A 25,398-nucleotide genomic window follows, 5' to 3' on the forward strand; every position below is an offset into this window, starting at 1 on the left:
TCAGCGCGGCCGCCCCGCAAGAACGTCGCCAAGCGAGGCCTTCTGCGCCGCGATCAGCGTGCGTATCCCCTGTTCCCCCAGCGCCAGCATCGCCAGGAGCTCCCCCCGGCTGTAGGGCAGACCCTCGGCCGTCCCCTGCACCTCAACCATGTGGCCCGAGTCGGTCATTACCAGGTTGAGATCCACCCGGGCGCGCGAGTCCTCGGCATAGGCCAGGTCCAGCCGTGTCTCGTTCTCCACGATGCCCACGCTCGTGGCCGCCACGAGCTCGCGCAACGGCCACCAGCCCAGCGCGCCACTGCGCCGCAGCACGGCCAGCGCATCCACCAGCGCCACCATGGCGCCGGTAATGGCCGCGGTCCGTGTGCCGCCGTCGGCCTGGATCACGTCACAGTCCACCGTAATCGTCCGATCCCCCAGCTTCTGTAGCTCCACGGCTGAACGCAGCGATCTCCCGATCAGCCGCTGGATCTCCTGCGTCCTCCCACCCTGCCGACCTGGGTCACGCGGGGTCCTTTCGTGCGTCGAGCGGGGCAGCATCCCGTACTCGGCGGTGATCCAACCCTGACCCGCGCCGCGCAACCACGGCGGCAGGCGCTCTTCAACGGTGGCGGTGCACACGACGCGCGTCTGACCAAGCGTGATGAGCACCGATCCCTCGGCGTGGGGGATGAAGTTCCGCACTATCTCAACCGGCCGCAACTCATCTGCGGCGCGACCATCAGCTCGCGGCATGGATCGCTCCTTTGGGTTTCCCGGTCAGGTCGCCGGTACAGGGTAGATTAGCAGAAAACGGTGCACGGCACGCGCGACCGCCTCGGCGAGGCGCTGCCGGAACGCGGCGGCACGCAGCCTGGCCTCCTCGTCAACATTGGACAGGTACGCAACCTCAACCAGCACCGCGGGGACATCATTCTCGCGCAGCACCTGGAAGTTGGCCGTGCGCACACCGCGGTTGACCAGTCCCGAAACCCGTCCCAGCTCCTCCTGCATCATCTGCGCCAGCACCAGGCTCTGGGGGGTCAGATAGTATGTCTCGGATCCGTTGGCTGCCGGGCGGGTCGAGGCGTTGGCGTGAATGCTCACGAACGCGGTCGCTCCCTGGGCCCGCGCCAGTCGGGACCGGTCGGCCAGCTCAACGAATGTGTCGGTCTCGCGTGTCATTATCACGCGCACCCCGCCGCGCACCAGCAGCTCGCGGACGCGCTGCGCAATGTCGAGCACCACTTCCTTCTCGTACAGGCCGGTGGGGCCGATCGCCCCTGGATCACGGCCGCCATGCCCGGCGTCAATGGCCACGACATGCGCGCGCAACGCCGGCTCGAGGATCTCCACGACGAGCACGCTGCCGTCGGCGGCGCCGGAGGTCACGGTGTAGGCCGTCTTACGCCGGAGTTCCACGACCACACGGGTGACATTCGGATCCACCTGAAACTGCGCGGCCCGGACCTCTGTCACGACGGGGCCGGCCACGGGGATCTCCTGCTTGACCGGCACGAACACGGCGCCTGAGATGTCAATCACCAGGCGGTCCGGCTCCAGGAACTCCCGCACGGCGTACTCCAGCGGCATGGTCCCCTCTATGAATACGCGAAACCGTCCGGCCGCCTGCTCAACGCGCACCTGCAGCACCCGTGGGATGCCGTCGTCCGGCAGCGGCTCAGGCGGCAGCAGGACCAGCGGCTCCGGCTGCTCGGGCAGCGCTACGGGTGCCGAAGCAGGGGCGGGCGGGGGAGCGGCGGCCGGCGGAGGAACCGGAACCGTGGCAGGCGGGGGAGCGGCGGCCGGCGGAGGAACCGGCACCTGCACCGCCGGCGCCTGTCCGCGCGGCCGTACCTCTATCGCAAACTCGAACGAGTCCGCGGCGGCAACCGTCCGCGCCACGACCTGCTCGCGCAGGTCGAAGACGACGCGCGTGATGTACGGTTTGATCTGGAACTGCGCGGCGCGGACGCGCACCACGCCCGCCTCTCCCACCAGTAGGTCCTGGTCCGGCGGCCTGAACGCGCCGCCGTGCAGGTCCACAACCAGGCGGTCCGGTTCCTGGAGCGTACGCATCTGTGGCTGCAGCGGGCCGGTGGCGTCCAGGACCACCCTGATGGCCCCGCCGCCTCGCCTGATGGCGATCGCCATGATCTGGGAGGCGACGTGTAGGGTGCGCTCGGCCTCGTCAAACCGGACCCACGCGCCGAGAGCCGTGAAGGCGAACTGCGCCGGTACGAACGGGTGTCCTCCGACGAGCGCAGGAGCGACCGGCAATGGCCTGGCCTGACCATCCACGAGCGCCACCGCTTCACCGATCCGCATCTGAACCGTGCGGCCGGTGCGGTTGGTGATCAGTACCGTCCGTTCCGCGGGCAGCCAGACCGCCGCGGCCCCAAAGGCCTCAAATGCGCGCGTCGCCGGGATCATCACCTGACCGGCCTGCATCACAGCAGGCGCGGCCAGCGAAACCGGCGACCCGTTAACAACTACCCTTATTGCGGACTGCCCCACTGCGGGCGACGCCGCAGCCAGGACAGCCACCAGAATCAGAAGCGCGCTCACGCGCATGCAGCACCGTGTTGAGTGCGCCGACCACCCTCCCCTATGCGTTCCTGCCCTCCGGCCTCTCCCGTAAGACCTTCTTTTTCGTCGCCGGCAGGGGAACTCCTGCCCGAGTGGTGAATGCTCCTGGGCCGAGATTCTCGCAACAGGAGGCTCCCATGCTGGTTGACACGCGCCTGGTCTACAAGTCACTGACCGAAATCCCTGCCATCACCCAGGAGGCGGAGCGTCTCGGGTTCGATGGTCTGTGGACGACCGAGACCGACCACGACCCGTTCATCGGGCTGGCGCTTGCAGCCGCATCGTCGTCCCGGATCACCCTGGGTACTGCAATAGCGCTTGCCTTCACCCGGAGTCCCACCACCCTTGCGTACTCTTCCTGGGACCTGGCTCAGCTCTCCGGCGGCCGGTTCGTGCTCGGCCTCGGCACTCAGGTCAAGGCGCACATCACGCGCCGGTTCGGGATGCCCTGGGATCCGCCGGCGTCCAAACTGCGAGAGGTGATCGGCGCGATTCGCGAGGTGTGGGCGGCCTGGAGCGAGCGGCGGCCGTTGAACTTTCGCGGCAGGTACTTCGCCCTCTCGCTCATGACGCCGTTCTTCACGCCGCCGGGGCCGGCGCCATCCGGGCTGCGGATCGAGATCGCTGGCGTGGGTCCTCGGATGTGCCGCCTGGCAGGCGAGGTGGCCGACGGCTTCCATGTCCACCCATTCCACACGCGACGCTATCTCCGCGAGGTAGTCGTGCCCGCGATCGAAGCGGGCCTGGCGCGCCGCGGCCACTCGCGCCGGGAGTTCAGCATCGCCGGCGGCGTCCTCGTGGCAGCCGGTACCGCGGCCGAGGTATCCACCGGCCTCGGGGAGATCCGCCAGCAACTCTCCTTCTACGCCTCCACGCCCACCTACCGGCCTGTCCTCGACCTGCACGGCTGGGGTGAGGTTGGAGAGCAGTTGAGCCGGCTCGCGGCGCAGGGCAGGTGGCAGGAGATGCCCGGCCGGATTCCCGACGACATGCTCGAGGCATGCGCGCTCTGGGGCCCGCCGGACGAGGTGGCCGCGCGGTTGAGGCAGGAGTACGGTGGGCTCGCCGACCGGATCGCCACCTACGAGCCGCTGGTCCCGGGCAGGCGCACGGATGCCTGGCGCGCCCTCCTGAATGGGCTCAGGCAGAACGGATAGCTCAACCGGCCTGGCGGGTTTGGTCGAGCGCCTCGGCAAGAGCCGCCATCAGAGGGCCCAACACGTGGGCCGAGAAATCGAACTCGGCGCCGGCCGCCTGAAAGAGCGCGGGCAGGGGTGCGCTGCCGCCTAGGGCCAACGCCTCCCGGTACCGGCGAATCGCCGCGGGTCGGTCGGTCCGCGCCCGCAGCCATACCTGCAGGGCGCCCATCTGCGCGATCCCATACTCGATGTAGTAGAACGGGACCTGGAACAGGTGCAACTGCCTGTGCCACAGGTAGTCCGCCACTCCCTGGCACCCGCCGAAATCCACCTCGGGGGCGAATCGCACCAGGAGACGCGCCCACTCGGCGCGGCGCTCCTCGCGGGAGTGCTGGGGGTGCGTGTAGATCCAGTGCTGGAAGGCGTCAATCGTGGCCACCCAAGGAAAGATGAGCACGGTGCGCTCCAACTGCTCGCGGAATGCGCGCCGCGCCTCTTCCGGTGCTGGGTAGAAAACCCAGAGGTACGGGCTGGCCAGCATCTCCATCCCCATCGAGGCGACCTCGGCAAACTCTAGGGGAGCGTCCCGGTAGTCCATGATCGGATCGGTGCGGGCGGCCAGCATGTGAAACGCGTGCCCACCCTCGTGGAGCAGGGTACGCAGGTCGCCGTCCATCCCCACCGCGTTCATGAAGATGAAGGGCACGCGCCGTTCGTGCATCGTGCTCTGGTAGCCTCCGGGCGCCTTGCCCTTCCGGCTATCCAAATCCAGCAGCGATGCGTTTCTCAGAAATCGGAACTGCTCCCCCAGTTCGGGGTCCACAAGCGCAAAGATCTGCTCCACCCCGGAGGTCAACTGCTCGGAGTTCTCAAACGGCCGAAGCGGCGGCCGGGATAGTGGATCCACATCGAGATCCCACGGCCGCAGCGCAGCAAGTCCCAGCGCCTGCCTCCGCTCGGAGCGCAATCGCCGGACGAGCGGCAGCACGGCCTCCTCGACGGCCTCGTGGAACCGCAGACAGTCCGCCGGGGTGTAGTCGAAGCGCTCGCGCTGCCGGAACGCGAACTCGCGGTAGTCGGCGCACCCGGCGTTCTGGGCGATCTGCACGCGCAGCGCCAGGAGCTGATCGAAGACGTCCTCCAGACGGTCGCGGTCCTCCAGGCGGCGCCGGGCCACGAGCTCCCAGGCCTCCTGGCGTACCGACCTGTCGGTCTCTTCAAGGTAGCGCGCCATCTGCTGCAGGGTGTGCTCCTTACCCTGGAAGACGACCGTCATCGCGCCGATGATCTTCTGGTACCGCTGCTTCAGCTTCGCCTCATCTGTCTCCAGCGGCACATTCTCGGGTCGGAACAGCGCCACGCGGTTGGAGATCAGGCGGTCCATCTGCGCATACCGCCCCGGCAGCGCCGCGCGGTGCGGCGATTGCAGATAGGCCTCGTCGAGGGCGTGTGAAAGCGGCTTCACCCGTGGCACGATCTGCTCGATGAAGAACAGATACGCCTGCTCGCGGGCCGGATCGTCGGTCTGGCAGGTCATCGCCACGTACCGACGGGCCCCCTCCTCTTGGATCGCGGAGCTCAGCTCGCTGGCATCCTCCAGCCATCGCTCCAACGAAGCGGGTGAGTCGGGACTCGCATCGAGCAGGCGCCGGAGTTGGGGCTCGATCTGCGCCCACTCACCCATGTCCGCGTCTTCTGGCACGAAGCGCCGGGGAAACGTCTGCTTTAGGTCCACCGCCGGTGCCATCACATCGCCTCCTGCTACCTTCGACCTACCCCTCAACCTTCACGACCTTGAGGAAGTTGGTCGTCCCCGGCTCTCCGATCGGGAGCCCGGCCGTGACGACGATCTGGTCGCCGGGTCTCGCGATGCCGAGCTCAACCGCGGCGCGTATGCCGCGCGCCACAAGCGCGTCTATCTCGCTGATCCGATCCACAAGCACCGGCCAGACGCCCCAGGTGAGCGAGAGCTGCCGCAGCGTCTCCGCGGTATGCGTTACCGCGACGATCGGACGCCGCGGACGCAGCCGTGACACCCGACGCGCGGTGCTGCCGGAGCCGGTCGCCGCAACTATGGCCGCTGCGCCGATCGCTTCCGCGGCCTGACAGGCCGCCAGCGCAATGGCCTCGCCCGTCTCTCCCACCCGTTCGCGCGCGTGCCGGTCCAGGAGCAACTCGTACGGCAGCGCTTCCTCTGCCCGCGCTGCGATGGAAGCCATCGTCGTAACGGCCCCCACCGGATGCCGTCCGATGGCGGTTTCACCGGAGAGCATCAACGCGTCGGTGCCATCGAACACCGCGTTGGCGACATCCGCGGCCTCGGCCCGCGTCGGCCGTGGGCGGACCACCATGCTCTCCAGCATCTGCGTGGCGGTGATCACCGGCTTCCCGTGCCTGTTGCACAGACCAATGATCGCCTTCTGGACGACGGGCACCTCCTCAATCGAGGTCTCCACCGCCAGATCTCCCCTGGCGATCATCACGCCGTCGGCCGCGGCAACGATCTCCTCGATCTGGTCGAGGGCACGCCGGCGCTCAATCTTGGCCACGAGCCGAATCGCCCGGCCGCGGCCCTCTATCCACCGTCGCGCCTGCTTGATGTCGTCCGCGCTCTCGATGAACGACAGGGCGGCGAAATCCACCCCGTGGGTGATTCCCCAGGCCAGGGCCAGCAGGTCGTCCTCTGTAACGGCCGGCATGCTCAGCGTGGCACCGGGCAGGTTCACGCCGGCGCGCTCGCGCAGCCGCCCCCCGAACTCGACCGTGCAGTGCACCCGGCCCGCGACCACGCCCCTAACCACCAGGTCCAGCTCCCCGTCCTGCATGAATACGTGCTGGCCAGGACGCACGTCGTCTGCCAGATGCGAGTAGTCCACGGGAATCGTGCCTCCGTCGGACGCGGTGCCCGCGGACAGAACAACCTGGTCGCCCGCGGCCAGATCAACCATACCGCCGGGCAGGTCCCCGACGCGGATCTTGGCTCCCGGCAGGTCCACCAGCACCCCCAGCGGCACGCCAATCTCGTCGGCGGCACGGCGCACCGACTCCAGGCGGTGTGCGTGCTCGTCGGGCGTGCCGTGGGAGAAGTTCAGGCGCACCACGTTTACGCCGGCCGCAATCATCCCCCGGAGGATCTCCGGTGACTGCGAGGCCGGCCCGAGCGTGGCCACGATCTTCGTTCGGCGGAGTAGGTTCATCGGTTGGAGTCCTCCCGAAGTATATCAACACTGCTGCCGCGGCAGAAGGCCCGCCCGCAGATCAGCTCGAAAAGAAGGACCATCTCCACATCGCAGGAGGCATCTCAGTGGTACTCCGCATCGTCGTGTTCGGCAGCGGCGCCGTGTTGATGGGTCTCGAGATCGTGGGTAGCCGGCTGATCGCACCGTTCTTTGGTAGTTCCGTCTTCGTGTGGGGCGGGTTGATCAGCATCTTCCTGGGCGCGTTGAGCCTGGGTTACTACCTGGGCGGCATGATGGCCGACCGGTGGCCCAGGCCCACCGTGCTCGCCGGGCTGCTCATGCTGGCAGGCCTGACGATATTGGCGCTTACTGTGACGGCACGCCCGGTTCTGCTGGCGTTCGACGCATGGGACCTGGGGCCGCGGCTCAACCCTATGCTTGCCTCGATCGTGCTCTTTGCGATCCCCAGCGTGCTGATGGGGATGACGTCACCGTTTGCGATCAAGCTCGTGGCAAGGGACCTCAACACCGTCGGCACCAGCGCGGGCGTGCTCTACGCGCTCTCGACGGCCGGCAGCATCGCCGGCACCGTGGGCACCGCCTTCTTCCTGATCCCGGCCATGGGGGTGCGGGCAATCCTCTACCTGCTGGGAGGCACGCTGCTGGCGCTGGCGGGCATGCTGGTCGCCGCGCACGAACGGCTGATCCGCCCTGCACTGGGAACGGCGGTGTTGATCCTCGTGCTCACTACCGCGCCCCCGCTCCAGGGGGCACCGATCAAGCTCCCGGTATCGCGCGTGCTCTACGAGAAGGACAGCGCCTACCACCAAATCAGCGTCATGGAGGACGGCCTCAACCGCTACCTCCGGTTCAACCGGTCGTTCCAGGGTGGGATGGTCCTGCGGGACCCGTTCGAGAGCCCGTTTCTGTACACGTCGTACGCGCACCTGGCCCACGTCTTCCATCCGGCAATCAGGCGCGTGCTGCTGATCGGGCTGGGCGCCGGCTCGATTCCTAAGCGGTTCACACGCGACTACGCCGACGTCAGCGTGGACAGCATTGAGCTCGACCCCGCGGTGGCGGACGTGGCCAAACGGTTCTTCGAGGTCAAGGAGGACGGGCGTCACCGGATCGTGATCCAGGACGGCCGCGTGTTCGTCCGCCGCAGCGAGGCGAAGTACGACCTGATCATCTTGGATGCCTACTTTGCCGAAGGCATCCCCTTCCACCTGGCCACCCTGGAGTTCCTTGAAACGATCCGCGGTCGGCTGGCGCCGGGCGGCATCGTTGTCTCCAACATAATCGGGGCGCTGGAAGGGCCGCAGAGCCGGTTGTTCCGGGCGCTGTACAAGACCTACGCCCGTGTCTTCCCCGGCCTCTACCCGTTCCCCACAGCGTTCGGCCTGGCCCGCAACCCCACCGAAACCCGCACGATCATCCTGGTGGCGGGCGCGCGGGCAGGGATGACCGGCGGGGAGATTCTCTCGATCGCGCGGCGCCTGCGCGCGGAGGGACGCGTGCGTCTGCCCCTTGACCGCTACGCAAGGGACTTCTATGAAAGTAAGGTGTCCACCGACGACGTCCCGGTTTTCACCGATGACTACGCGCCGGTGGACATCCTTCCCGTTTACGGCTGGGAGCCGGAGCGCACCAAGTAGCGACGCGCGGCCGCTCAGCTCGCCGCGTGTCGCGAGTTCCTCCGCTCGATTGCCTGGGCGTCCACCACGGCCACCGCGGCCACATCAATGATGCTGCTGACCTCCGCACCCCGGGGCAGCACGTGGACCGACTTGGCCATCCCCATGAGGATGGGGCCGATTACGGTGGCGCCGCCGATGTGCTGCATCAGCTTGTACGCAATGTTGGCCGCCTCCAGGCTGGGGAAGACCAGTATGTTGGCTTCCCCGCGCAGCGTCGAGAACGGGTAGTCGGCCTCGCGCAGGGCGGGAACCAGCGCGGTGTCCACCATCATCTCGCCGTCAACCATGAGGTCCGGACGCCGCGCGCGCACGAGTTCCACCGCCTGGCGGACCTTCTCCGAGAGCGGGTGGCGCGTGGAGCCGAAGCTGGAGAACGAGAGCATGGCCACGCGCGGGGTGATGCCCAGATCAATCGCGCGCTCCGCGGCCATGATGGCGATGTCGGCCAGGTCCTCGGACGTGCTAACGATGTTCACCGTCGGATCGGCAAACAAGTATACCTTCCCTTCCTTGAGGACAATGTAGAGCCCTGAGGCCCTGGACACACCCGGCGCCACCCCGATGATCTGGAGCGCAGGCCGGATCACGTCCGGGTAGTTATAGGTTACGCCTGCCACGAACGCGTCCGCATCGCCACTGCGGACCATCATCGTGCCGAAGATGTTGGGACGGACGATGTCCTCGAAGGCCTCGCGGCAGGTGACGCCCTTGCGCTGGCGCAGACGGAACAGCGCGTCGGCATACGATTCGCGCAGCGGCGACCGCTCGGGGTCCACGATCTCCAGGGGAACCGTGACGCGTATTTCCTCCATGCGCGCACGGATGACGTCCTCGCGCCCCAGGAGGATCGGGTGCCCGATTCCGTCCTTCTTGACCACGGCCGCGGCGCGGACGATGCGTGGATCCTCGCCTTCGGAGAAGACGATCCGGCGCGGGGAGGCCTGGGCCTGGCGCACAATCGATCCCATGACCTCATAGCCCGGCACGAGCCGGCAGGCCAGCTCATCACGGTACTTCGCCAGGTCCACCGTGACACGGGCCACCCCGGTCTTCATGGCCGCCTCGGCCACCGCCGGGGCCACCCAGAGCGCAACGCGCGGGTCGTTGGGCTTTGGTATGACGTAATCCTGCCCGAACTGGAGGGTTTTGAGCCCGTAGGAGCGCAACACGCTGTCGGGCACCTCCTCCTTGGCCAGAGCGGCCAGCGCCCGCGCGGCGGCCAGCTTCATCTCCTCGTTGATCTTGCTGGCCCGCACGTCCAGCGCGCCGCGGAAGATGAACGGGAAGCCCAGCACGTTGTTGACCTGATTGGGGAAGTCGGACCGGCCGGTGCCCACAATCGCGTCGGGCCGCTCCGCGCGCGCCTCGTCGTAGGGTATCTCTGGGTCGGGGTTGGCCATGGGGAAGATGATGGGGTTGGGAGCCATGCTCTTGACCATCTCGCGCGTGACGAGCCCCTTCGCCGAGAGGCCGAAGAACATGTCGGCGCCCACCATGGCATCGGCCAGGGTACGGGCCTTGGTCTTGATGGCGAACCGTTCTTTGAAGGAGTTCATCCCCTCGGTCCGGCCCTTGTAGACAACCCCCTTGGTGTCCACCAAAGTGATGTGCTCCCGCTTCATTCCCAGGAGCACGAAGAACTCACCGGAGGCGATCGCCGAAGCGCCGGCTCCACTGATCACGCACCGGATCTCCTCGATCCGCTTGCCTGTGATCTCCAGGCTGTTGAGCACCGCCGCCCCGGTGATGATGGCGGTGCCGTGTTGGTCGTCGTGGAAAACCGGGATATCCAACTCCTCAATGAGCCGCCGTTCGACCTCGAAGCACTCTGGGGCCTTGATGTCCTCCAGGTTGATGCCCCCACACGTCGGGGCCAGCGCGCGCGAGACGGCAATGATCTCCTCCGCGGTCGTGGCATCAATCTCAATGTCAAAGGCGTCTACGTCCGCGAACCGCTTGAACAGCAGCGCCTTCCCTTCCATGACCGGCTTGCTGGCCAGGGGGCCCAGGTTGCCCAGACCCAGAATCGCGGTGCCGTTGCTGATGACGGCGACCAGGTTGCCCCTGTTGGTGTACTTGAACGCGTCGAGCGGATCGGCGTGGATCGCGCGTACCGGCTCGGCCACGCCCGGGGTGTAGGCGAGCGTCAGGTCACGCTGCGTGGCGCAAGGCTTGGTGAGGGTGATCGCTATCTTGCCTGGACGGCCTTGGGAGTGGTATTCGAGTGCTTCCTCGCGGGTGAACTTCACGGATCCCACAGGGATCGCCTCCTTGGGGTATTGGTGCCCGCAGGTTCACACGGGGCACTCATCCAGTCTCACGGTACCAGCCCGCCGCGGCGGCCGCATCGGTTCCAGACCCTAATAGCGATAGGTTCCCGCGGTTCGCCGGCTACCTGGGGGCCTGCAGGTAGGCTCCCAGGCCGTCACGCCGGAGCGACGCAGCTTCTGGAACACCCTCGATGGCCACACCGCGGCCCGGCCTGGCATCACCCAGCAGGCGGGCAAAGAGAACGACTCCGGTCGCGTGCCTGCCGACGCGCGCCTCAATCGGCCACCCGCCGGCGTCGAAGGGCACGAAGAGCCGCCTGGCGCGGGCGGCGCGCTCGTAGACAACATCACGCCCCTCCACAACCAGGGCGGCGCTGGTCCGGCCCCTGATGCGGCCCTGGGCAGGATTCGGGGTCTCCATGAGGACCGCCAGCGCCGGCGTGTGGTCGCCCAGCTCGCGGGTGCTGAGGCCGCGCAGGGTGGCAGGCGATGCCTCCAGCGAGATCTGGATTCCCGCCATCTGCATCTCGAGCAACACCGCCGCGGCCAGCGGCATCGCCCGCTCGTGCGCGACGATGGCATTGATGACCGGGTATTCCGGTGAGGCCTCGTGGAGATCAATGACCAGATCCACCTGCTCCTGCCGGACGAGGGTGGCAATGGCCAAGGCGATCCGCTCGGTGAAGGTGCCGTCGGCCCGCCCGGGGAACGCCCGATTGAGGTTGCGCACCTCGGCGCCCGAGAGACGCTGCCCGGATGAAGCGTGCACATAGACGTCGGGATCAGGCCACTGATCCACAGGGTTGGTGTTGCGCGAGCCGAACCGGAAGGAGCGCGGGCCGCCCGGCGTTGTGATCTCGAAGGTCTGAGGAGTGCCCTCCTGGGGATCGCTGTGCGTGAACCCGCTGCCGTTGGCGCGCGGGACCACGATCAGCCGGCCGGACGTTACGCGCGCCCGCTCCACCAGGAGCACCGCCGTCAGGAGACCGGCGGGCTCGTTGGGATGCGTCCCGCCGAGCACCAGCACGACGCCGCCGGGCCGGATGCCGTCCATGAAGAAAACCTCGGTGTCGGCCGAGGTCCGCGCCAGCGAGGGCTCGTAGGCAGCCAGCGTGCTCTGACGGGTCAGTCCGGACCCAGGGATGATCGGTTCCCTGCGGTGCATGCGCTCAAAAGCGGACGCGGCGGTCCCGGCCAAGACGAGGCTGACGAGCGCCAGTCCCGCCGCCCAGAGGCGCGTCGAGGTCATTTCAGCATCAGCAGCCGCAGCACGAGCGGCACCAACACGATGGCGGCCACCAGTTGCTTCCGGCGGTCGCGCTCACCGAAGAGGTCGAGGGTCACCAGGACCAGCACCAGAAGAACGATCCCGCGATAGATCCAGGTGATCACAGCCCCAGCACCTTGGCCAGCGGGTTGGCCCACACGAGAGCCGCGATCCCCACCGCTGCCACAATGATCGCCGGCACCAGACACCGGCGCAGGACCCCGAAATACCCGGGCAGTCCCACCACCTGCGCTGCGAAGATCCCGGCCAGCGCGGTGGGCGGCATCAAGTCGCCGAGACTGGCAAGGAGCGAGAGCGCGGAGCCAACCACGATTCCGTTGCGACCGAGCAGAGCCAGGAAGAACGGTACGCCCAGCACCGACGCCGACCCAAACGCCGAGACCGCGCCGAAAGCGGGCATTGTCACTGCGATGGCGCCGAACAGCAGCGCCGAAGGCAGCGCCAGGGCGCCGATCACCACGGCCCCCCTTGCGCCGGTTAGCGCCATGATCTGAATGAACATGCCGACGCCCATCAGGATGCCCATCACCGGCAGCGCTTCGTGCACCGCCTCCCGCGCCACCCGAACCGGCTGCACCGGCAGTCCGGTAACCAAGCCGGTCGCCGCGCCCAGCAGGAAGACGAGCGGAAGCCCCAGGTCAGGGATCACCCGCGTGGCCTTGGGGCCGATCATGAAGACCCCCACCACCAGCAGCGGCAGGTAGAGACGCGGGCCGAGCCGCGCGTAGTGCGAAGCGGGGAGACGATCGGCGGGAATCCGTCCAGCGCCTGTCACGTACCGCCGGCCCAGCAGCAACACGAACAGCACCGCCAGCGGCACGGTCAGCACCAACAGCGGAAGCGTGAAGCCGACATACGGCATGTCAACCCCACCGCCGATGATCATCGCCGGGATGTTGACCGGCGGCGCCACCATTCCCAGGAGTGCCCCCATGGCAATGATGGCCGCCGTCCGCTCGGAGGGGATGCCCATCGCGATCAGCACCGGGGCCGCGATCGCGCCCGTGGTAAACACGCAGGCGCTCGACGATCCGGTCATCATGCCTGGGAACATGATGAACAGCATCAGCGCGATTAGCAGAAGCGAGGGGCGGCCGCGGAAGGCGTCGAGGATCTGCCGGCCCAGTGTTTCCAGCAGCCCGTTGCGCTGCAGGACCTTCATGAAGATCATCGCGGAGGCGATCATGATGGTCACGTCCAGGAAGCCGAAGCTGCCCTCGACAAGGTGCCTGATGGGCACGCCTTCGCCACCCAGGAGCGTCCCGGCCACCGCCCCAAGGGCCAGCGAAAGACCCACCGGCCACCGGAAGGCAAGGGCCGCCACGGCGAACACTCCCGCCATGGCGGCCAGAATCAGGGTTGGATGGACGGCCATCCCGCGGCCTTACGCGCCTAGAACCAGAACCCCTTGGCGAAGCCGTCGCGGCGTGGGTCCGCGCCGCCGAACAGGACGCCGTTGGGCGCGACCACGATCCCCTGCGCGCCACCAAAGTAGAGATCCATGGGACCGCGGAGTTGAAGCGGATGGCCCATGGCCGCCAGCGCCGCGCGCACATCCGGCGGGATGCGGCCTTCGACGAACACGTCACGCGTCATGGCGTGAATACGTGGCGCTTCGATCGCGCTCTGGATGTCCATCTTGTAGTCCACGATGTTCATGATGATCAGCGCCAGGGCAGAGATGATGCGCGTGGCCCCGGGCGAGCCCACCGTCATGAACGGCCGTCCTTCCCGCAGCACCAGGGTGGGCGCCATGCTGGAGAGCGGCCGCTTCCCCGGCTGCACCGAGTTGGCGGAGCCAGGGGTGGGCACGAAGTCGTCCATCTCGTTGTTCAGGAGAATCCCGGTGCCGGGCACCATCACGCCGGAGCCGAAGAAGTAGTTGATGGTCTGCGTGAGCGCAACCATGTTGCCCTCGCGGTCCACCACCGAGATGTGCGAGGTGTTGGCCGACTTGCCGAAAGGCTCGGGGTTGCCCGGCGCCACGCTGGGCGAGGCCCGATTCAGGTCTATGGTCCTGCGCAGCACCGCGGCATAGTCCTTCGAGATCAGACCGGCGACCGGAACCGGGACGAAGTCCGGGTCGGCCATGTAGCGCCCACGGTCGGCGAACGAGCGCTTCAGCGCCTCGATCGTCACGTGCAGGGCGGCCGGGGTCTGAAAACCGAGCCCGGCCATGTCATAGCCCTCGAGGATGTTGAGCGCCTGGATGACGTGCGTGCCACCCGAGCTGGGCGGTGGGCTGGAGATGATCTCGAACCCACGGTAGGTCGAGCGCACCGGGACCCGCATCTTCGGGCGGTAGCCGGCTAGGTCGGCCTTCGTGATGATGCCTCCGCCTCGCTTCATCTCGGCCACGATCGCGTCGGCGATCTCCCCCTCGTAGAATACGGAAGGTCCCGCAGAGGCGATCAGTCGGTAGGTGGCCGCCAGGTCGCGCAGCACGAGGCGGCTGCCCGGGTCGTAGGGCAGGCCTCCCTTTGTGTAGATCGCCGCGGCCGCGGGGAACCGATTGAGCTTCTCGAGGTTGTCCTGCATCATCCCGCTCAGCGTCTTCGTGACGGTGTAGCCGCGTTCCGCGAGAAATATGGACGGCGTCATCACCTGCTTGAGCGTCATCGTGCCGTAACGCGTGAGCGCCATGTGCAGGCCTGCCAGCGTGCCGGGAACGCCCACGGCCAGGTGGCCGACCGTGGTGGAGCCGGGCCGTACTCGCCCCTCGGAGTCGAGGTACATGTCCGGCCTGGCGGCACCGGGCGCCACCTCACGGTAGTCTATGTAGACCGTCTCGCCTGTGCGGGCAAAACGGATGAGAATGAACCCTCCGCCACCCAGCCCCGAGGCATTCGGCTCGGCCACGCCGAGCGCGAACGCGGCGGCCACCGCGGCATCCACCGCGTTGCCGCCCTGCTGGAGAATATCAAGGCCGATCTCGGTGGCGAGCGGCGTGGCCGTGGCCACCATACCGGCACGGCCGGTTGCGATCGGGTTGATCGACTGCGCGACCAGAGGAGACGGCACGGCGAGCACCCCCGCAATAACCAGTATTACCGCCACGGCGAGGACGCCGCGCAGGCACCGCAGATGCGTTCTCATCAACCGTTCACCTCCTGTCGGATTCCCACTCGCCTGTCGTCTACCTGAAGATGCCTACCTGACCACGCCTACCTGACGCGGAAGATCCTGCGGAGCACCGGCTCCAGGTCTGAGAGGCGATCGACGCTCTCCAGTGTGACGCGATGCTGGGAGGTCAGCCGCGTGAACAGCTCATCGGCGTTGCCGTCGGATGCCACGATCACATGCCCACTCCTGGGCACCACCGCCGCTATGAAGCGGTCGGACAGCTCTCCCCGGCGGGCGCTCCCTCCGACGTGCATCGTAAGAACCTTCACGCCGGCCTCCTGCGCCCGCGCCAGCAGCGCCCCCACGCGCGCCAGCTCCTGGTCGGCATCAATCCCGGCCGCTCCCAGGCCCTTCGTGCTTCCGCCGACCGCGATCACCAAGGTCTTGACGCCGCGCATGTCCTCGACGCGGGCCAGTGGCTTCGTGGTCACATCCGACAGACGCAGTCTCTCAAGCAGGATCTTCACTATCTGCAGATCGGCGCTCTGCCCGCCCGAGGTCAGCAACACCGGGGGGTCGGCAGTGAATGCCGGCCCGCCGATTGCCACCGCTGTCACGGTCAGCATCATCGCCGCGGCCATCAGCCCTACCGTAACGGGCAGCGCCCTGCAACAGGCCATCTCTTCCACCTCCCGGGTTGCCTCCAGTGTAGTCGGTAACCGTCCCCCACGACCATCAGGCAATTGCCCTATTACTGGGAGGACCTCCCGCGCGGCCGCGGTGGACGAGCACCAGCAGGCCCCCCAGGAGCACTAGGAGCAGCGCTCCCGATCTCCCGCGGGATGGCCGTTGGAATGGCGCTCCCTGACCTGGTTCCGGCAGCGGCACCGGGTCAACAGGCAGGCCGAATGCCGCCGCGATACCTTCGACATGCAGCAGGTGCAGGACAGGGACCCCCCGCGCGCTCATTCGCCACATCACGCCTGGTTCGCCCCTGCAGGGTGGTAGGGTGCGGTGCACGCCGGGGCGCAGGTTGAGAACTCCCAGGCATGTCCCCATGTTCGCAGCGGCCCCTCCGATGTTGACGAAGGCAGCGATAGGGCCGCCGGATGCGGCGGCGTACGCGGCCATCCGCGCCGCAACCCGGTCGCTCAGCGTCTCGCCGGACAGCAGCGGCACGCCCGAGCGCTCGACGGCCGCGAGCAGTTGCCCGCGCGCGGGTTCCTGGAGGCCGGCGCCGTCGTCATCCTCGCCTCCCGGGGATGCGCCCACCGAGCGCGTGGCCAGACCTGCGCGCACCAGCTCTGCCTCCATGTCGAGCCACGTGAACCCGGGCTCGTTGGCCCCCCAACTGGAGGCTCCCACCGAAGTGATCGTGATGGGCCGGCCGCCCAGGGCCCGCACCGCGGCGAGAGTACCGAGTGCAAGCCCAGGGAAAGAGCCCGAGGCGCCCACAGCGACCGCGCCGCCCTCGCGCACTCCGGCCTCGTGCAGCCAGCGAACCAGCCCGGCAGCCAGGTTGGGATTGGTGCCGGTCCGCTTGGACGTCAGCGAGCCCAACGTTGTGGTTGTGGCGGTCCACTCGACGCCGATCAGCCCTGTGCGGTTGGGATCTGTCCTGGGGTCAACAGCCAGGCCGCGGGCAAGCCGCGCCCGGCGTATCACCGCGGTTCCCTCGGCCATGAGCCTGGCGGCTTCGTGCGTCGTGGTGCCTGACGGGTCAGGTGCCGGAGCAGTCGCCAGGCTCGCACCGCCTGTGGCCAGCGCGAGGCCCAACATCGCGGCCAGCACCGCCGGAGGATGGCGTCTCACCATCAAACCCCCAGTACCCGCACCGCGAGCGCCGCAGCCACAGTTGCCACGGTCAGCATGGCAACGGTCGCCAGGACCCCCTGCCGCTCGAACTCGTTCGCGATGAGGCCAGGAAGCACGTAGCCGATCGTGCCCACCGGCACGGCCAGCGTCGCCGCGGCGGCAGGAGCAGCCGCCTGGAGCGCCCACTTGGCCGCCACGCCCAGCAGCACCATCGCGACGAACCGCCGCCGGCCGTAGAGGATCAGGTGACCGGCCAGCCCCCGGTAGGCGGCGAACGCCACGCCTGCCGCCACGAGCGTTCCGACCATGCGCCACGGCTGGTCGAGCAGAAGGGCCAGGTACGCGGGCGTAATCAGCCCGCCGGCAGAGAGCCCTACCAGCTCCGAAAGGACAAGCGATACGACCAGTCCGACGCCCAGCGCCTCAACCATCTGTCACCACCTCGCCCACTTCAGCCCAGTGCGATAGCAGCGCAGCTCCAGTACCGGCGACATTGCCCATGCCCACCACCAGGAGGGCTCCTGAGGTGCCATCCGAGGCCGCCCGCGTGACGGTGGCCGGTGAGGATCCAGCGTGGACGTGTATGCGCCCGCGCCCCCACCCACGACGCTCCAGGAACCGCGCGGCCGCCATGGCGTGCGGACCGGTGATGACCAGGCGGTCAACCTGGAACTCCCCCGAGAGCAGCGTCCGGCACCACTGCAGTGTGCGCTCGCCCCGGTCGGCCCTGGTGTTCAGGATGCCTGCCACAGGCACGGCGGCCAGGCCGAACTGCCCGCGCACGCGGGCGACCAGACGGCCCGTGGAAATAGGATCGTTGGCTCCGAACGCACCTACCAGCCAGAGGTGGGAACTGCGCCAGACGCGCAGCGCCCCGGGATCAGGCCGCACGCTGCCCATCCCGGCCAGCGCGGTCAAGCGGTCAACGCCCACAATCCGGCAGACCTCCAGGGCGATCGCCACGTTCTCGGGCCACTCAAGGTAGGCGGCCGGCAGCGGGAGACCGGGATCCGGCACCACCGGGCAAACCAGGGTTCCGCGCTCCGCCGCGCACGCCCCCCATGCAGGCGGCACGGAAGGTCCCGGCGTAACCAGCACTCCACCCGCTGGGATAGTCCCCGCAAGCGCCTCCGTGATCTCGTGCAACGATTCACCCATCACGCCTAGGTGATCCTTACCGGCGCCGGTGAGTACGCCAATCGTTGAGCGCATCAACCGCTGCTCGGCAACGCGCTGCAGTTCGGGCCGCACAGCCATGCACTCCACGACCAGCGCGTCTGCGCGCGCGCGTGCCGCAAGCGCGGCCACATGCTGGTACTCGCGTAGCGAAGGCCGCCGGCCTCCGCGGAGGTCAACCTCACCACCGTCGGGCAGTAGGACCCGGGGAGCGGAACCCGTAGTCTTGCCCACAACGCGAAGCCCGCAGACCCGCAGTCCCGCAACGACAAGGCGCACGACACTCGACTTGCCGCGCGTGCCGTTGACGTGGATGCGGTGGGGTATGCTCTCTAGATGGCGCCGGTGGCGCCTGGCCTCAACCACGGCGGCGCCCAGCGCCGCGAGCGCGGGCACCACGCCCAGGAGTTCCATGAGACATGGATTCCGGTGGGCGGAGCCCTCTTCCTCCACCCGGCACTGTGGCGCTGTACTCCCCTGTGGCGCTACAGTAATCGAGGATCTCATAAGGAGTTGATGCGCGATGCTTCCCACCATCTCGATCCTGGGCCTGGGCCTTATGGGCCGGCCGATGGCCCGGCGGCTGATCGCGAAGGGGTTCGATGTGCGCGGCTGGAATCGGTCGCGCCTTCCCGAGGACCTGACCGCGGGCATCACTCAATGTCCGGACCTCCAGGATGCGGCAGCGGCAGAAGTCTTGCTCTTCATGCTGGAGGACTCAAGCGCGACTGACGCGGTGCTCGATCGGCTCGAGCCCTACCTGCGCCCTCCGCATCTCGTGCTCGACATGGGCTCTTCCGATCCGGCCCGGTCCAGGGCGCACGCGGCCAAACTGGCGGCGCGCGGCATCGGCTGGGTGGATGCGCCGGTCTCCGGCGGGCCGGAGGGTGCTGCTAATGGCATCCTGTCCGTCATGGTCGGAGGGACGGAGGCGGATGTGAGCCGTGCCCGGCCACTGCTCGAAGCGGTCGGCGGAAACATCGTCCACGTCGGCCCGCCCGGAGCAGGCCATACGACCAAGGTAATCAACCAGATCATCGTGGGACTTGCCATCGAGGCCGTGGCAGAAGCACTGACGCTGGCCGAGAAGTGCGGTCTCGACCCCTGCGCCGTGCAGCAGGCCCTGCGCGGCGGGTACGCGGACTCCAGGGTGCTCCAGATCCACGGCACGCGGATGGTCAACCGCGCCTACACGCCGGGCGGCAAAGCCAGGACACATCTCAAAGATCTGCGGCTGGCACAGAGCCTGGCCTCATCTGTGGGCGTGCGGCTGCCTCACCTGGAGAGCGTCGCGACGCTCTTCCAGACCCTCGTGGACCAGGGCGGCGGCGACCTGGACCACTCCGCGCTGCACAGGCTGCTCTGGACACCCTAGACAGTGGAGGCGGGCGCGCTCCCGCGCGTCCAGCTGCCCTTGCGCGCCCGAAACTCAGAACGCCAAGATTGAGACCACGACGGTCAGCCCGACCAATGGGAGGAGACCCACGCCCTTGCGCAGGGCAACAAACGCACCGATCGCCAGTACCCAGGTCTTCCAATCCACGAGCGAGGCCTGACCAAACTGAAACAGAACGAAGAGCAGCAGCCCGATGAAACCGCTCAGTACGCCGCGGATCATCGTCTGGATCGACTGGAGGCGTTTCCACCGATCGAAGTGTTGGGCGATCCCCACGAGCACCAGGAATGACGGGAGGAAAACCGCTATCGTGGAGGTCACCGCCCCGGCCAGCCCACCGACCTTGTAACCGATGAAAGTCGCGGTTATCAGGATGGGCCCGGGCGTCACCTGCCCGAGGGCGACGCCGTCAATGAACTCGCCGGTGGTCAGCCACCCCAGGCGGTTGACCACATCGTGCTGGATAAGGGGAATCAGCGTGAACCCTCCCCCGAAGGCCAGTACCCCGAGCTTCATGAGCACCAGGTTCAGATGCCCTAGCATGGGGTTCCAGAGCAGGGGGCCCGCGACAAGGGCGGCCCCCAGCAGGACGGCGATCGTCCATCCTCTGGCCCTCATGGGGCGCCGGGAGGCCTCTGAACGGGCGCGGCAGGGCGTGGGTACAGTACGAGCGCCAGGACCGCCGCGGCCGCGACAATGATCGGAAAGCCGACCTTCAGGGTCAGCGCCACCAGTGCCAGGACGGCCAGCAACGCCCCCTGCCACTCGCGCAGCGTGGATTGACCGAGGTTCACCAGGGCGTTGAGGACAATGGCGACGACGAGAGCACTCAGTCCCCGGAAGACAGCGCGGACTACCGGCATGGACCCCGAGTGCACGTACAGCGCCGTAAGGGCGACCATCGCAAGGAAGGCGGGCAACACGAACCCAACCGCGGCCGCCACAGCCCCAGGAACCCCGCCGATCCGGTACCCTGCGTAGGTCGAAAGCTGCACCATTGTGGCGCCCGGGATCACCTGGCAGAGCGCCAGGCCTTCTGCGAAGTCCTGGTCGGTCAGCCATCGCCGCCTACCGACCAATTCGGCCTTCAGGTGCGCCACGATCGCTGGCCCGCCGAAGGCGGTAGCCCCGAGGCGGACGAAGGCGGCAAACACACTCCAAGCTGGGACTTCAACCATGCCGCAGCGCCCACACCAATCCACGAAGATCCATCAGCGGGCCTCGATCGCCTCGATGGCCGGACCCACGGAGGCGACCAGGATCAGCGTGACGATCGCCGCTGACCCAAGACACCAAATGCACACCGCCCCGATCACAAACGGTTCGAGATATGTCAGATACAGGGAGAAGAGGGTGCCTATCAGCGCGATCCCGAAAACCACCAGTGCCGCACGGGAATGCGCGCGTTTGCGGTGCAGGCCTCCCAGGAGCCACGTCCCCAGGATAGCGAGGTAACCTGCGGCGCCGAGCACCGCCACCGGGACCACGCCGAGGATCCTCGCGTAAGGGCTGCCCTGGACGGTGTGGCAGTCGCCCACAGGCCCGCACACCGCGGGAAGCCCTTGCGTCTCGACATACGCGAGATAGCCCGCAACGATAAACCCCGCGACGGCCAGAACCGGCGTCCCCCATCGCATCCAGGCCGACGTCATAAGCTGCGCGCGTCGCCGGCGTGTCAGGACGGCCATACCCGTGTAGATCAACGCTGCCGCCATACCCGCCATCACAGCGAGGGCGAGAGCAAGCCCGGCCGGATCCGACTGCAGAATACTGCGATAAGGGGCGACCGCAACGGCAGGCGAGGCAGAGACCTCTGCCGGGCCAGGAGGTGTTGCGGATCCGCCGGCCGCCATCGGGCGCCCAATCTTCTCCTTCAGGCCGGGCAGGGCGGGCCAGTCCAGTCCCCCCTTTTCCAGGTGCGTCTTGACCAACCCGGGAAGCCGGTCCCGGATCTCATGCACGCCGACCAAAGCATCTTCGCCGATGATCATCAGCGGCACAACAAGCTGTTCCGGCCTCAGCTCGAACATACGCGCGGCAGCGGAGTAGAGATCGACACTCCCCGGATCCGACATCTCAAATGGCCCAACTACGAGGCGCTCACCGTACGCCTGCTGGATCGGCGGGAGGACCTTGTCGATCACGACATGGCAGGCCGGGCATCCGGCACTCCAAAACAGGACCACGCGCACAACCGGTGTCTCCGAATACCCGGCCCTGCGCTCTCGGGCCTCCAGTTGGTCCACAACCCCGGTTGCCAGCAGGAGACCGATGAGTGCGAACCAGAACGCGCATAGACGCATTGTATCTCCACCTTTCACAGAAGCTGGCCCGTATCCCCGTGTCAAGTGATACGACGGGCCTCACCTGGCCGACGCCGCTACCAGCTCATGCCCGAAGTAACGCCGCCGAAAGGCAAAGGCCACGTTCACCATCCCGATCATAACCGGCACCTCGATCAGCGGACCGATGACTGCGGCGAAGGCCGCACCCGAGTTGATGCCAAATACCGCAACCGCAACGGCGATGGCCAGCTCGAAGTTGTTGCTGGCAGCGGTGAACGCCAACGTCGTAGTTTTCGAGTAGTCTGCCCCAATCAGCCGCCCCATCCAGAACGAAATCAGGAACATGGCCACGAAGTAGATCAACAGCGGGATGGCGATGCGCACGACGTCGAGAGGGATGGTGACGATCAGATTGCCCTTCAGGCTGAACATGACCACGATGGTGAAGAGCAGCGCGATCAGCGTGAGCGGGCTGATGCGCGGCACGAACTGCTTCTCGTACCAGGCCTTGCCCCTGACCCGCAGCAGGCTCCAGCGCGTCACGAAGCCGGCGAGAAAGGGGATGCCCAGGTAGATGAACACGCTCTTCGCGATCTCGCCGATTGTTATGTGCACCGCACTGCCCTGCAGCCCGAGCCAGGATGGCAGCACGGTGATGAACACGTACGCGTACACGCTGTAGAAGAAGACCTGGAACAGGCTGTTGAAGGCCACCAGCCCGGCAGCGTACTCCTTGTTGCCCCTGGCCAGTTCGTTCCACACGATGACCATAGCGATGCAGCGCGCCAGCCCGATCAGAATCAGCCCGACCATGTAGTCCGGATAGCCGCGCAGGAACACTACGGCCAGCACGAACATCAGGATCGGGCCGATGACCCAGTTCTGCAGGAGCGAGAAGCCCAGGATCTTCCAGTTGCGGAAGACGTCGCCCAGCTCCTCGTAGTGCACCTTAGCCAGCGGCGGGTACATCATTAGAATCAGCCCGATGGCGATCGGTATGTTGGTCGTGCCAAGCGAGACGGCCTGATTGAAGCCCTCGACCGCGTGCGGGAAAAGGTAGCCAAGTCCGACCCCCAGCGCCATGGCCAGGAAGATCCACAGCGTCAGGTATCGGTCGAGCGTCGACAGGCGAGGGGGAGCAGTAGCCGCGGCGGCGGTCACTTCAGCCCTGCTGCAGCGCGTTCGTCAACCAGGTGGTGACTTCGGCTTCGGTGGGAATGCGCCCGCTGCAAACGACCGTATCGTTGATCACCAGCCCGGGCGTCCCCAGGATCGGGTACTCCGTAATCTTGCCGTAGTCGGTGACCTTGATGAACTCGGCTTCCACGCCGAGCCTTCCGGCCGCGCGCCTTGAGATCTCCTCGACCTTCTTGCAGTTCTGACATCCGGCACCCAATATCTTGATCGTAAGCATCTCATCCTCCATGATATGGCTTCCATCGCTTCTTGCCGGCAGGTCAATCTCCGAGGTTCCGCGCCGGCTCTGGCCGGCGCGCGCTCCGGCGCTCCGCCAGGAACAAGGCCAACGCCAGGAGTGCCAGGAAAGCGACCAGGTAACCGGCGATCCGCCCCAGGCCGGTGCCGTCCACCCAGGCTCCGTAGATCAGCCCGGCGGTGGTGCTGAACAGCGCCACCCAGGCGACATAGGTCCAGGTCTTCACACGGCCGATTATGGCCGAGAGCAGCAGGATGCTCTGAAGGCTGAGCTCGGGGTCCGCCATAAGGTAAGCCAGCAGCGGCCCGCGGTGCATGCCCAGGCTCAGGAACATCTTGGCGATTGGCACCTCGACGAGCGTAGGGAAGTACATGAACACGCCGAAGGCCACGCCGGCCAGGTTGCCCAGCAGGGTGTTCTCCCCGGCGAGCGACTTGATCCATTCGGGGCGGATCAGCTGGCGCAGCACGCCGACGAGGAACACGCCCACGAGCAGCAGCGGGAAGATCTGCTTGACGAAACGCCAGGATTCCCACAACCAGTCGCGCCGCTCGTGCTCGGTCAATCCCGTCCGGCCGAGCCAGGCCAGGACGATCAAGGCCAGGATCACGGCGAAGAACTTCCCTGGAAAGCGGATGACCAATCCGCCGGCGACCGGGTCCATCCCCAACGCCGCCACAACCAGGGTCAGGGTGACCAGCGCGAGCGCGATCCCGGTCCAGCGGTTGAAACCCTCGAGCACGTTCTCGAAGCCGCGCCAGGCGGAAAGAGCGATCAGGCCCAGCAGCGTGATCAAGACCGCGCCCTGGACCGTCACACCTTCCTCGCCGCGGCTGGCCTCGTACGGCACCAGGCGTAAGAGGGCTGCTTCCAGATGATCAGCCCCGGCAACCGGCAGGTGCACCTGGGCATAGGTGTCGGTCAGCAAGCCAATCTTGAGCGTCCCGAAGAGCAGCAAGGCGATCAGAAGCAGCAGGAAGATGACGACCCCGCGGCGGACGCTGCCGCGTCCGGCGAACAGGTCGTCGGTCTGGCGGTCGTGCTCGGCATCCGCGCGGCTGAAGATCAAGGCCATGATCAGGCCGATGCCGATGCCGAAGGCCAGCGACAGGAACAGGCGTGCGAAAGCCAGGTCGGCACCGATGGCCACGCCGGTGTAGGCCAGGGCCAGGATGTTGCCCGCCGGGGCGAAGAAGAGAAAGGTGATGGCCGGGCCGATGCCGGCCCCCTTCTTGTAGATGCCGGCGAAGAGCGGCACAATCGTGCACGAGCAGACGGCCAGGACTGAGCCGGCCAGCGCCGATGCCGGGTAGGAAACGTACTTGGGCGCCTTGCGCCCGAGGAAGCGGGTGATCGATTCCTTGGGGATCAGAGCTGCGAGCCCGCCGGCGATGAAGAAGGCCGGCACCAGGCAGAGCAGGACATGAGCTGCCAGATAGGCGGCCAGGTTGCCCAAACCGCCCTGGACAAGGCCTACCAGTCCAGAGAGTAGATCCACCTACGAAGGCCCTTTCGTCAGAAGGGCGGTGTTGCTGCACTGGGGGCACTCGCAGCCCTCCAGATTCTCGGACGTGGGGGGGGCGAAGGCAGACGCGCGTCCCAGAAACACGCTGACAAGATCCACCACGGCCAGGACGCTGCAATCGCACAGCTTGTAGTAGATGAACGCGCCGTCCCGTTGGCCCTCGATGAGCCCGGCGTCCCGGAGGATTGCCAGTTGCTGAGAGACGTGTGCTTGAGGACGGCCCAGGGCCCTGGTGAGGTGGCAGACGCATGCCGACCTGTGACGAAGGTGCTCCAGGATCGCCAGCCGCACAGGGTGGGCGAGCGTTCGGAGCACGTTTGCTTCCTTCGCGAATCTCAGCAGCATTGAGTCGTACCCACGACCAGAATATTCCATTTGCCGCATTCTATCCCAACCCTAGGCCCTCCTCTGGATATCCCGCCATAGGGTAATCGCCTGATATGCGAGGCGGATCCAAAGCGCAAAGATTGTCACGCAGAGTGGTCTCGGACGACAGAGGTGGGGATCTGCGCCGGCCTGACCATCGGGCCACAACCTGATTGTTGCGCGGTGGTATCCT

23 protein-coding genes are annotated in these 25,398 nt (G+C 67.1%); 3 read left to right on the forward strand and 20 right to left on the reverse strand.

Annotation, left to right across the window (positions count from 1 at the left end; translation table 11 throughout):
* On the reverse strand, nucleotides 1–735 hold the full coding sequence (gene rph / locus RDU83_02475; GenBank protein MDQ7839875.1) for a ribonuclease PH: 735 nt from the start codon (nucleotides 733–735) through the stop codon (nucleotides 1–3).
* A 24-nt stretch (nucleotides 736–759) separates the two neighbouring features.
* Nucleotides 760–2,547, reverse strand: coding sequence for an N-acetylmuramoyl-L-alanine amidase family protein (locus RDU83_02480; GenBank protein ID MDQ7839876.1), 1,788 nt, complete (start codon nucleotides 2,545–2,547; stop codon nucleotides 760–762).
* A gap of 158 nt (nucleotides 2,548–2,705) precedes the next feature.
* Here RDU83_02480 and RDU83_02485 point away from each other — a divergent pair, with 158 nt between their 5' ends.
* Nucleotides 2,706–3,725: a TIGR03617 family F420-dependent LLM class oxidoreductase gene (locus tag RDU83_02485; protein MDQ7839877.1), complete on the forward strand. Its 1,020-nt coding sequence runs from the start codon at nucleotides 2,706–2,708 to the stop codon at nucleotides 3,723–3,725.
* A gap of 1 nt (nucleotide 3,726) precedes the next feature.
* Here the strand turns inward: RDU83_02485 and RDU83_02490 are convergent, their stop codons facing one another.
* Both RDU83_02490 and pyk read right to left on the reverse strand, forming a co-directional pair.
* Nucleotides 3,727–5,454 (reverse strand): M3 family oligoendopeptidase, encoded by a 1,728-nt coding sequence (locus tag RDU83_02490; GenBank protein ID MDQ7839878.1) that lies wholly within the window; start codon nucleotides 5,452–5,454, stop codon nucleotides 3,727–3,729.
* A gap of 25 nt (nucleotides 5,455–5,479) precedes the next feature.
* Nucleotides 5,480–6,904 (reverse strand): pyruvate kinase, encoded by a 1,425-nt coding sequence (gene pyk / locus RDU83_02495; GenBank protein MDQ7839879.1) that lies wholly within the window; start codon nucleotides 6,902–6,904, stop codon nucleotides 5,480–5,482.
* 107 nt (nucleotides 6,905–7,011) lie between these two features.
* On the opposite strand from pyk, the gene RDU83_02500 reads away from it, so the two are divergent.
* Entirely contained in the window at nucleotides 7,012–8,544 is a 1,533-nt protein-coding gene (locus RDU83_02500) for a fused MFS/spermidine synthase (GenBank protein ID MDQ7839880.1), read from the forward strand.
* 14 nt (nucleotides 8,545–8,558) lie between these two features.
* On the opposite strand, the gene RDU83_02505 is transcribed toward RDU83_02500, so the two are convergent.
* From RDU83_02505 to pgsB, 9 genes are all read right to left on the reverse strand, one after another.
* Complete coding sequence (locus tag RDU83_02505) at nucleotides 8,559–10,844, reverse strand: NADP-dependent malic enzyme (GenBank protein MDQ7839881.1); 2,286 nt, start codon at nucleotides 10,842–10,844, stop codon at nucleotides 8,559–8,561.
* A 133-nt stretch (nucleotides 10,845–10,977) separates the two neighbouring features.
* Nucleotides 10,978–12,105, reverse strand: coding sequence for a succinylglutamate desuccinylase/aspartoacylase family protein (locus tag RDU83_02510; GenBank protein MDQ7839882.1), 1,128 nt, complete (start codon nucleotides 12,103–12,105; stop codon nucleotides 10,978–10,980).
* Nucleotides 12,102–12,248 carry a hypothetical protein gene (locus tag RDU83_02515; protein MDQ7839883.1) on the reverse strand — a complete coding sequence of 49 codons (147 nt, stop codon included), beginning with the start codon at nucleotides 12,246–12,248 and terminating at the stop codon, nucleotides 12,102–12,104. The genes RDU83_02510 and RDU83_02515 overlap by 4 nt, the downstream gene beginning before the upstream one ends.
* Complete coding sequence (locus RDU83_02520) at nucleotides 12,245–13,519, reverse strand: TRAP transporter large permease subunit (protein ID MDQ7839884.1); 1,275 nt, start codon at nucleotides 13,517–13,519, stop codon at nucleotides 12,245–12,247. Before RDU83_02520 ends, RDU83_02515 begins: the two co-directional genes overlap by 4 nt.
* 17 nt (nucleotides 13,520–13,536) lie before the next feature.
* Nucleotides 13,537–15,240 carry a gamma-glutamyltransferase gene (gene ggt / locus RDU83_02525; protein MDQ7839885.1) on the reverse strand — a complete coding sequence of 568 codons (1,704 nt, stop codon included), beginning with the start codon at nucleotides 15,238–15,240 and terminating at the stop codon, nucleotides 13,537–13,539.
* A 68-nt stretch (nucleotides 15,241–15,308) separates the two neighbouring features.
* Nucleotides 15,309–15,887, reverse strand: a complete 579-nt coding sequence (locus RDU83_02530) for a DUF6305 family protein (GenBank protein ID MDQ7839886.1) — start codon at nucleotides 15,885–15,887, stop codon at nucleotides 15,309–15,311.
* Between the two features lie 55 nt (nucleotides 15,888–15,942).
* A complete protein-coding gene (pgsW, locus tag RDU83_02535; GenBank protein ID MDQ7839887.1) occupies nucleotides 15,943–17,019 on the reverse strand; it encodes a poly-gamma-glutamate system protein in 1,077 nt (358 codons plus the stop codon).
* A 2-nt stretch (nucleotides 17,020–17,021) separates the two neighbouring features.
* Nucleotides 17,022–17,453: a poly-gamma-glutamate biosynthesis protein PgsC gene (pgsC, locus tag RDU83_02540; protein MDQ7839888.1), complete on the reverse strand. Its 432-nt coding sequence runs from the start codon at nucleotides 17,451–17,453 to the stop codon at nucleotides 17,022–17,024.
* Complete coding sequence (gene pgsB / locus RDU83_02545; protein MDQ7839889.1) at nucleotides 17,446–18,612, reverse strand: poly-gamma-glutamate synthase PgsB; 1,167 nt, start codon at nucleotides 18,610–18,612, stop codon at nucleotides 17,446–17,448. Before pgsB ends, pgsC begins: the two co-directional genes overlap by 8 nt.
* A gap of 109 nt (nucleotides 18,613–18,721) precedes the next feature.
* On the opposite strand from pgsB, the gene RDU83_02550 reads away from it, so the two are divergent.
* Nucleotides 18,722–19,573 (forward strand): NAD(P)-dependent oxidoreductase, encoded by an 852-nt coding sequence (locus RDU83_02550; protein ID MDQ7839890.1) that lies wholly within the window; start codon nucleotides 18,722–18,724, stop codon nucleotides 19,571–19,573.
* Between the two features lie 54 nt (nucleotides 19,574–19,627).
* Here RDU83_02550 and RDU83_02555 read toward each other — a convergent pair whose 3' ends face one another.
* From RDU83_02555 to RDU83_02585, 7 genes are read right to left on the reverse strand one after another with little or no spacing between them, the layout of a single operon-like run.
* Complete coding sequence (locus tag RDU83_02555) at nucleotides 19,628–20,212, reverse strand: chromate transporter (protein MDQ7839891.1); 585 nt, start codon at nucleotides 20,210–20,212, stop codon at nucleotides 19,628–19,630.
* Nucleotides 20,209–20,772, reverse strand: a complete 564-nt coding sequence (locus RDU83_02560; GenBank protein ID MDQ7839892.1) for a chromate transporter — start codon at nucleotides 20,770–20,772, stop codon at nucleotides 20,209–20,211. Before RDU83_02560 ends, RDU83_02555 begins: the two co-directional genes overlap by 4 nt.
* A gap of 33 nt (nucleotides 20,773–20,805) precedes the next feature.
* Nucleotides 20,806–21,897 (reverse strand): vitamin K epoxide reductase family protein, encoded by a 1,092-nt coding sequence (locus RDU83_02565; GenBank protein MDQ7839893.1) that lies wholly within the window; start codon nucleotides 21,895–21,897, stop codon nucleotides 20,806–20,808.
* 60 nt (nucleotides 21,898–21,957) lie between these two features.
* Nucleotides 21,958–23,040 carry an ACR3 family arsenite efflux transporter gene (gene arsB, locus RDU83_02570; GenBank protein ID MDQ7839894.1) on the reverse strand — a complete coding sequence of 361 codons (1,083 nt, stop codon included), beginning with the start codon at nucleotides 23,038–23,040 and terminating at the stop codon, nucleotides 21,958–21,960.
* 1 nt (nucleotide 23,041) lies between these two features.
* Nucleotides 23,042–23,293 carry a thioredoxin family protein gene (locus RDU83_02575; GenBank protein ID MDQ7839895.1) on the reverse strand — a complete coding sequence of 84 codons (252 nt, stop codon included), beginning with the start codon at nucleotides 23,291–23,293 and terminating at the stop codon, nucleotides 23,042–23,044.
* Nucleotides 23,294–23,336: 43 nt separating this feature from the next.
* Complete coding sequence (locus RDU83_02580) at nucleotides 23,337–24,812, reverse strand: permease (protein MDQ7839896.1); 1,476 nt, start codon at nucleotides 24,810–24,812, stop codon at nucleotides 23,337–23,339.
* The gene (locus RDU83_02585; protein MDQ7839897.1) at nucleotides 24,813–25,154 is read right to left on the reverse strand and encodes a metalloregulator ArsR/SmtB family transcription factor; all 342 of its coding nucleotides are present in this window, start codon (nucleotides 25,152–25,154) and stop codon (nucleotides 24,813–24,815) included. It abuts the gene before it with no gap.
* Nucleotides 25,155–25,398 lie beyond the last annotated feature (244 nt).

It is taken from the genome of bacterium, from assembly GCA_031082185.1.
Lineage (GTDB): Bacteria > Sysuimicrobiota > Sysuimicrobiia > Sysuimicrobiales > Humicultoraceae > VGFA01.

Bases quoted from the DNA above. Each gene is read 5' to 3' on its own strand.
- rph (MDQ7839875.1), bottom strand. From the start codon at position 735: ATGCCGCGAGCTGATGGTCGCGCCGCAGATGAGTTGCGGCCGGTTGAG.
- RDU83_02485 (MDQ7839877.1), top strand. From the start codon at position 2,706: ATGCTGGTTGACACGCGCCTGGTCTACAAGTCACTGACCGAAATCCCT.
- RDU83_02490 (MDQ7839878.1), bottom strand. From the start codon at position 5,454: ATGGCACCGGCGGTGGACCTAAAGCAGACGTTTCCCCGGCGCTTCGTG.
- pyk (MDQ7839879.1), bottom strand. From the start codon at position 6,904: ATGAACCTACTCCGCCGAACGAAGATCGTGGCCACGCTCGGGCCGGCC.
- RDU83_02510 (MDQ7839882.1), bottom strand. From the start codon at position 12,105: ATGACCTCGACGCGCCTCTGGGCGGCGGGACTGGCGCTCGTCAGCCTC.
- RDU83_02520 (MDQ7839884.1), bottom strand. From the start codon at position 13,519: ATGGCCGTCCATCCAACCCTGATTCTGGCCGCCATGGCGGGAGTGTTC.
- ggt (MDQ7839885.1), bottom strand. From the start codon at position 15,240: ATGAGAACGCATCTGCGGTGCCTGCGCGGCGTCCTCGCCGTGGCGGTA.
- RDU83_02530 (MDQ7839886.1), bottom strand. From the start codon at position 15,887: ATGGCCTGTTGCAGGGCGCTGCCCGTTACGGTAGGGCTGATGGCCGCG.
- pgsC (MDQ7839888.1), bottom strand. From the start codon at position 17,453: ATGGTTGAGGCGCTGGGCGTCGGACTGGTCGTATCGCTTGTCCTTTCG.
- pgsB (MDQ7839889.1), bottom strand. From the start codon at position 18,612: ATGGAACTCCTGGGCGTGGTGCCCGCGCTCGCGGCGCTGGGCGCCGCC.
- RDU83_02550 (MDQ7839890.1), top strand. From the start codon at position 18,722: ATGCTTCCCACCATCTCGATCCTGGGCCTGGGCCTTATGGGCCGGCCG.
- RDU83_02555 (MDQ7839891.1), bottom strand. From the start codon at position 20,212: ATGAGGGCCAGAGGATGGACGATCGCCGTCCTGCTGGGGGCCGCCCTT.
- RDU83_02560 (MDQ7839892.1), bottom strand. From the start codon at position 20,772: ATGGTTGAAGTCCCAGCTTGGAGTGTGTTTGCCGCCTTCGTCCGCCTC.
- RDU83_02565 (MDQ7839893.1), bottom strand. From the start codon at position 21,897: ATGCGTCTATGCGCGTTCTGGTTCGCACTCATCGGTCTCCTGCTGGCA.
- RDU83_02575 (MDQ7839895.1), bottom strand. From the start codon at position 23,293: ATGCTTACGATCAAGATATTGGGTGCCGGATGTCAGAACTGCAAGAAG.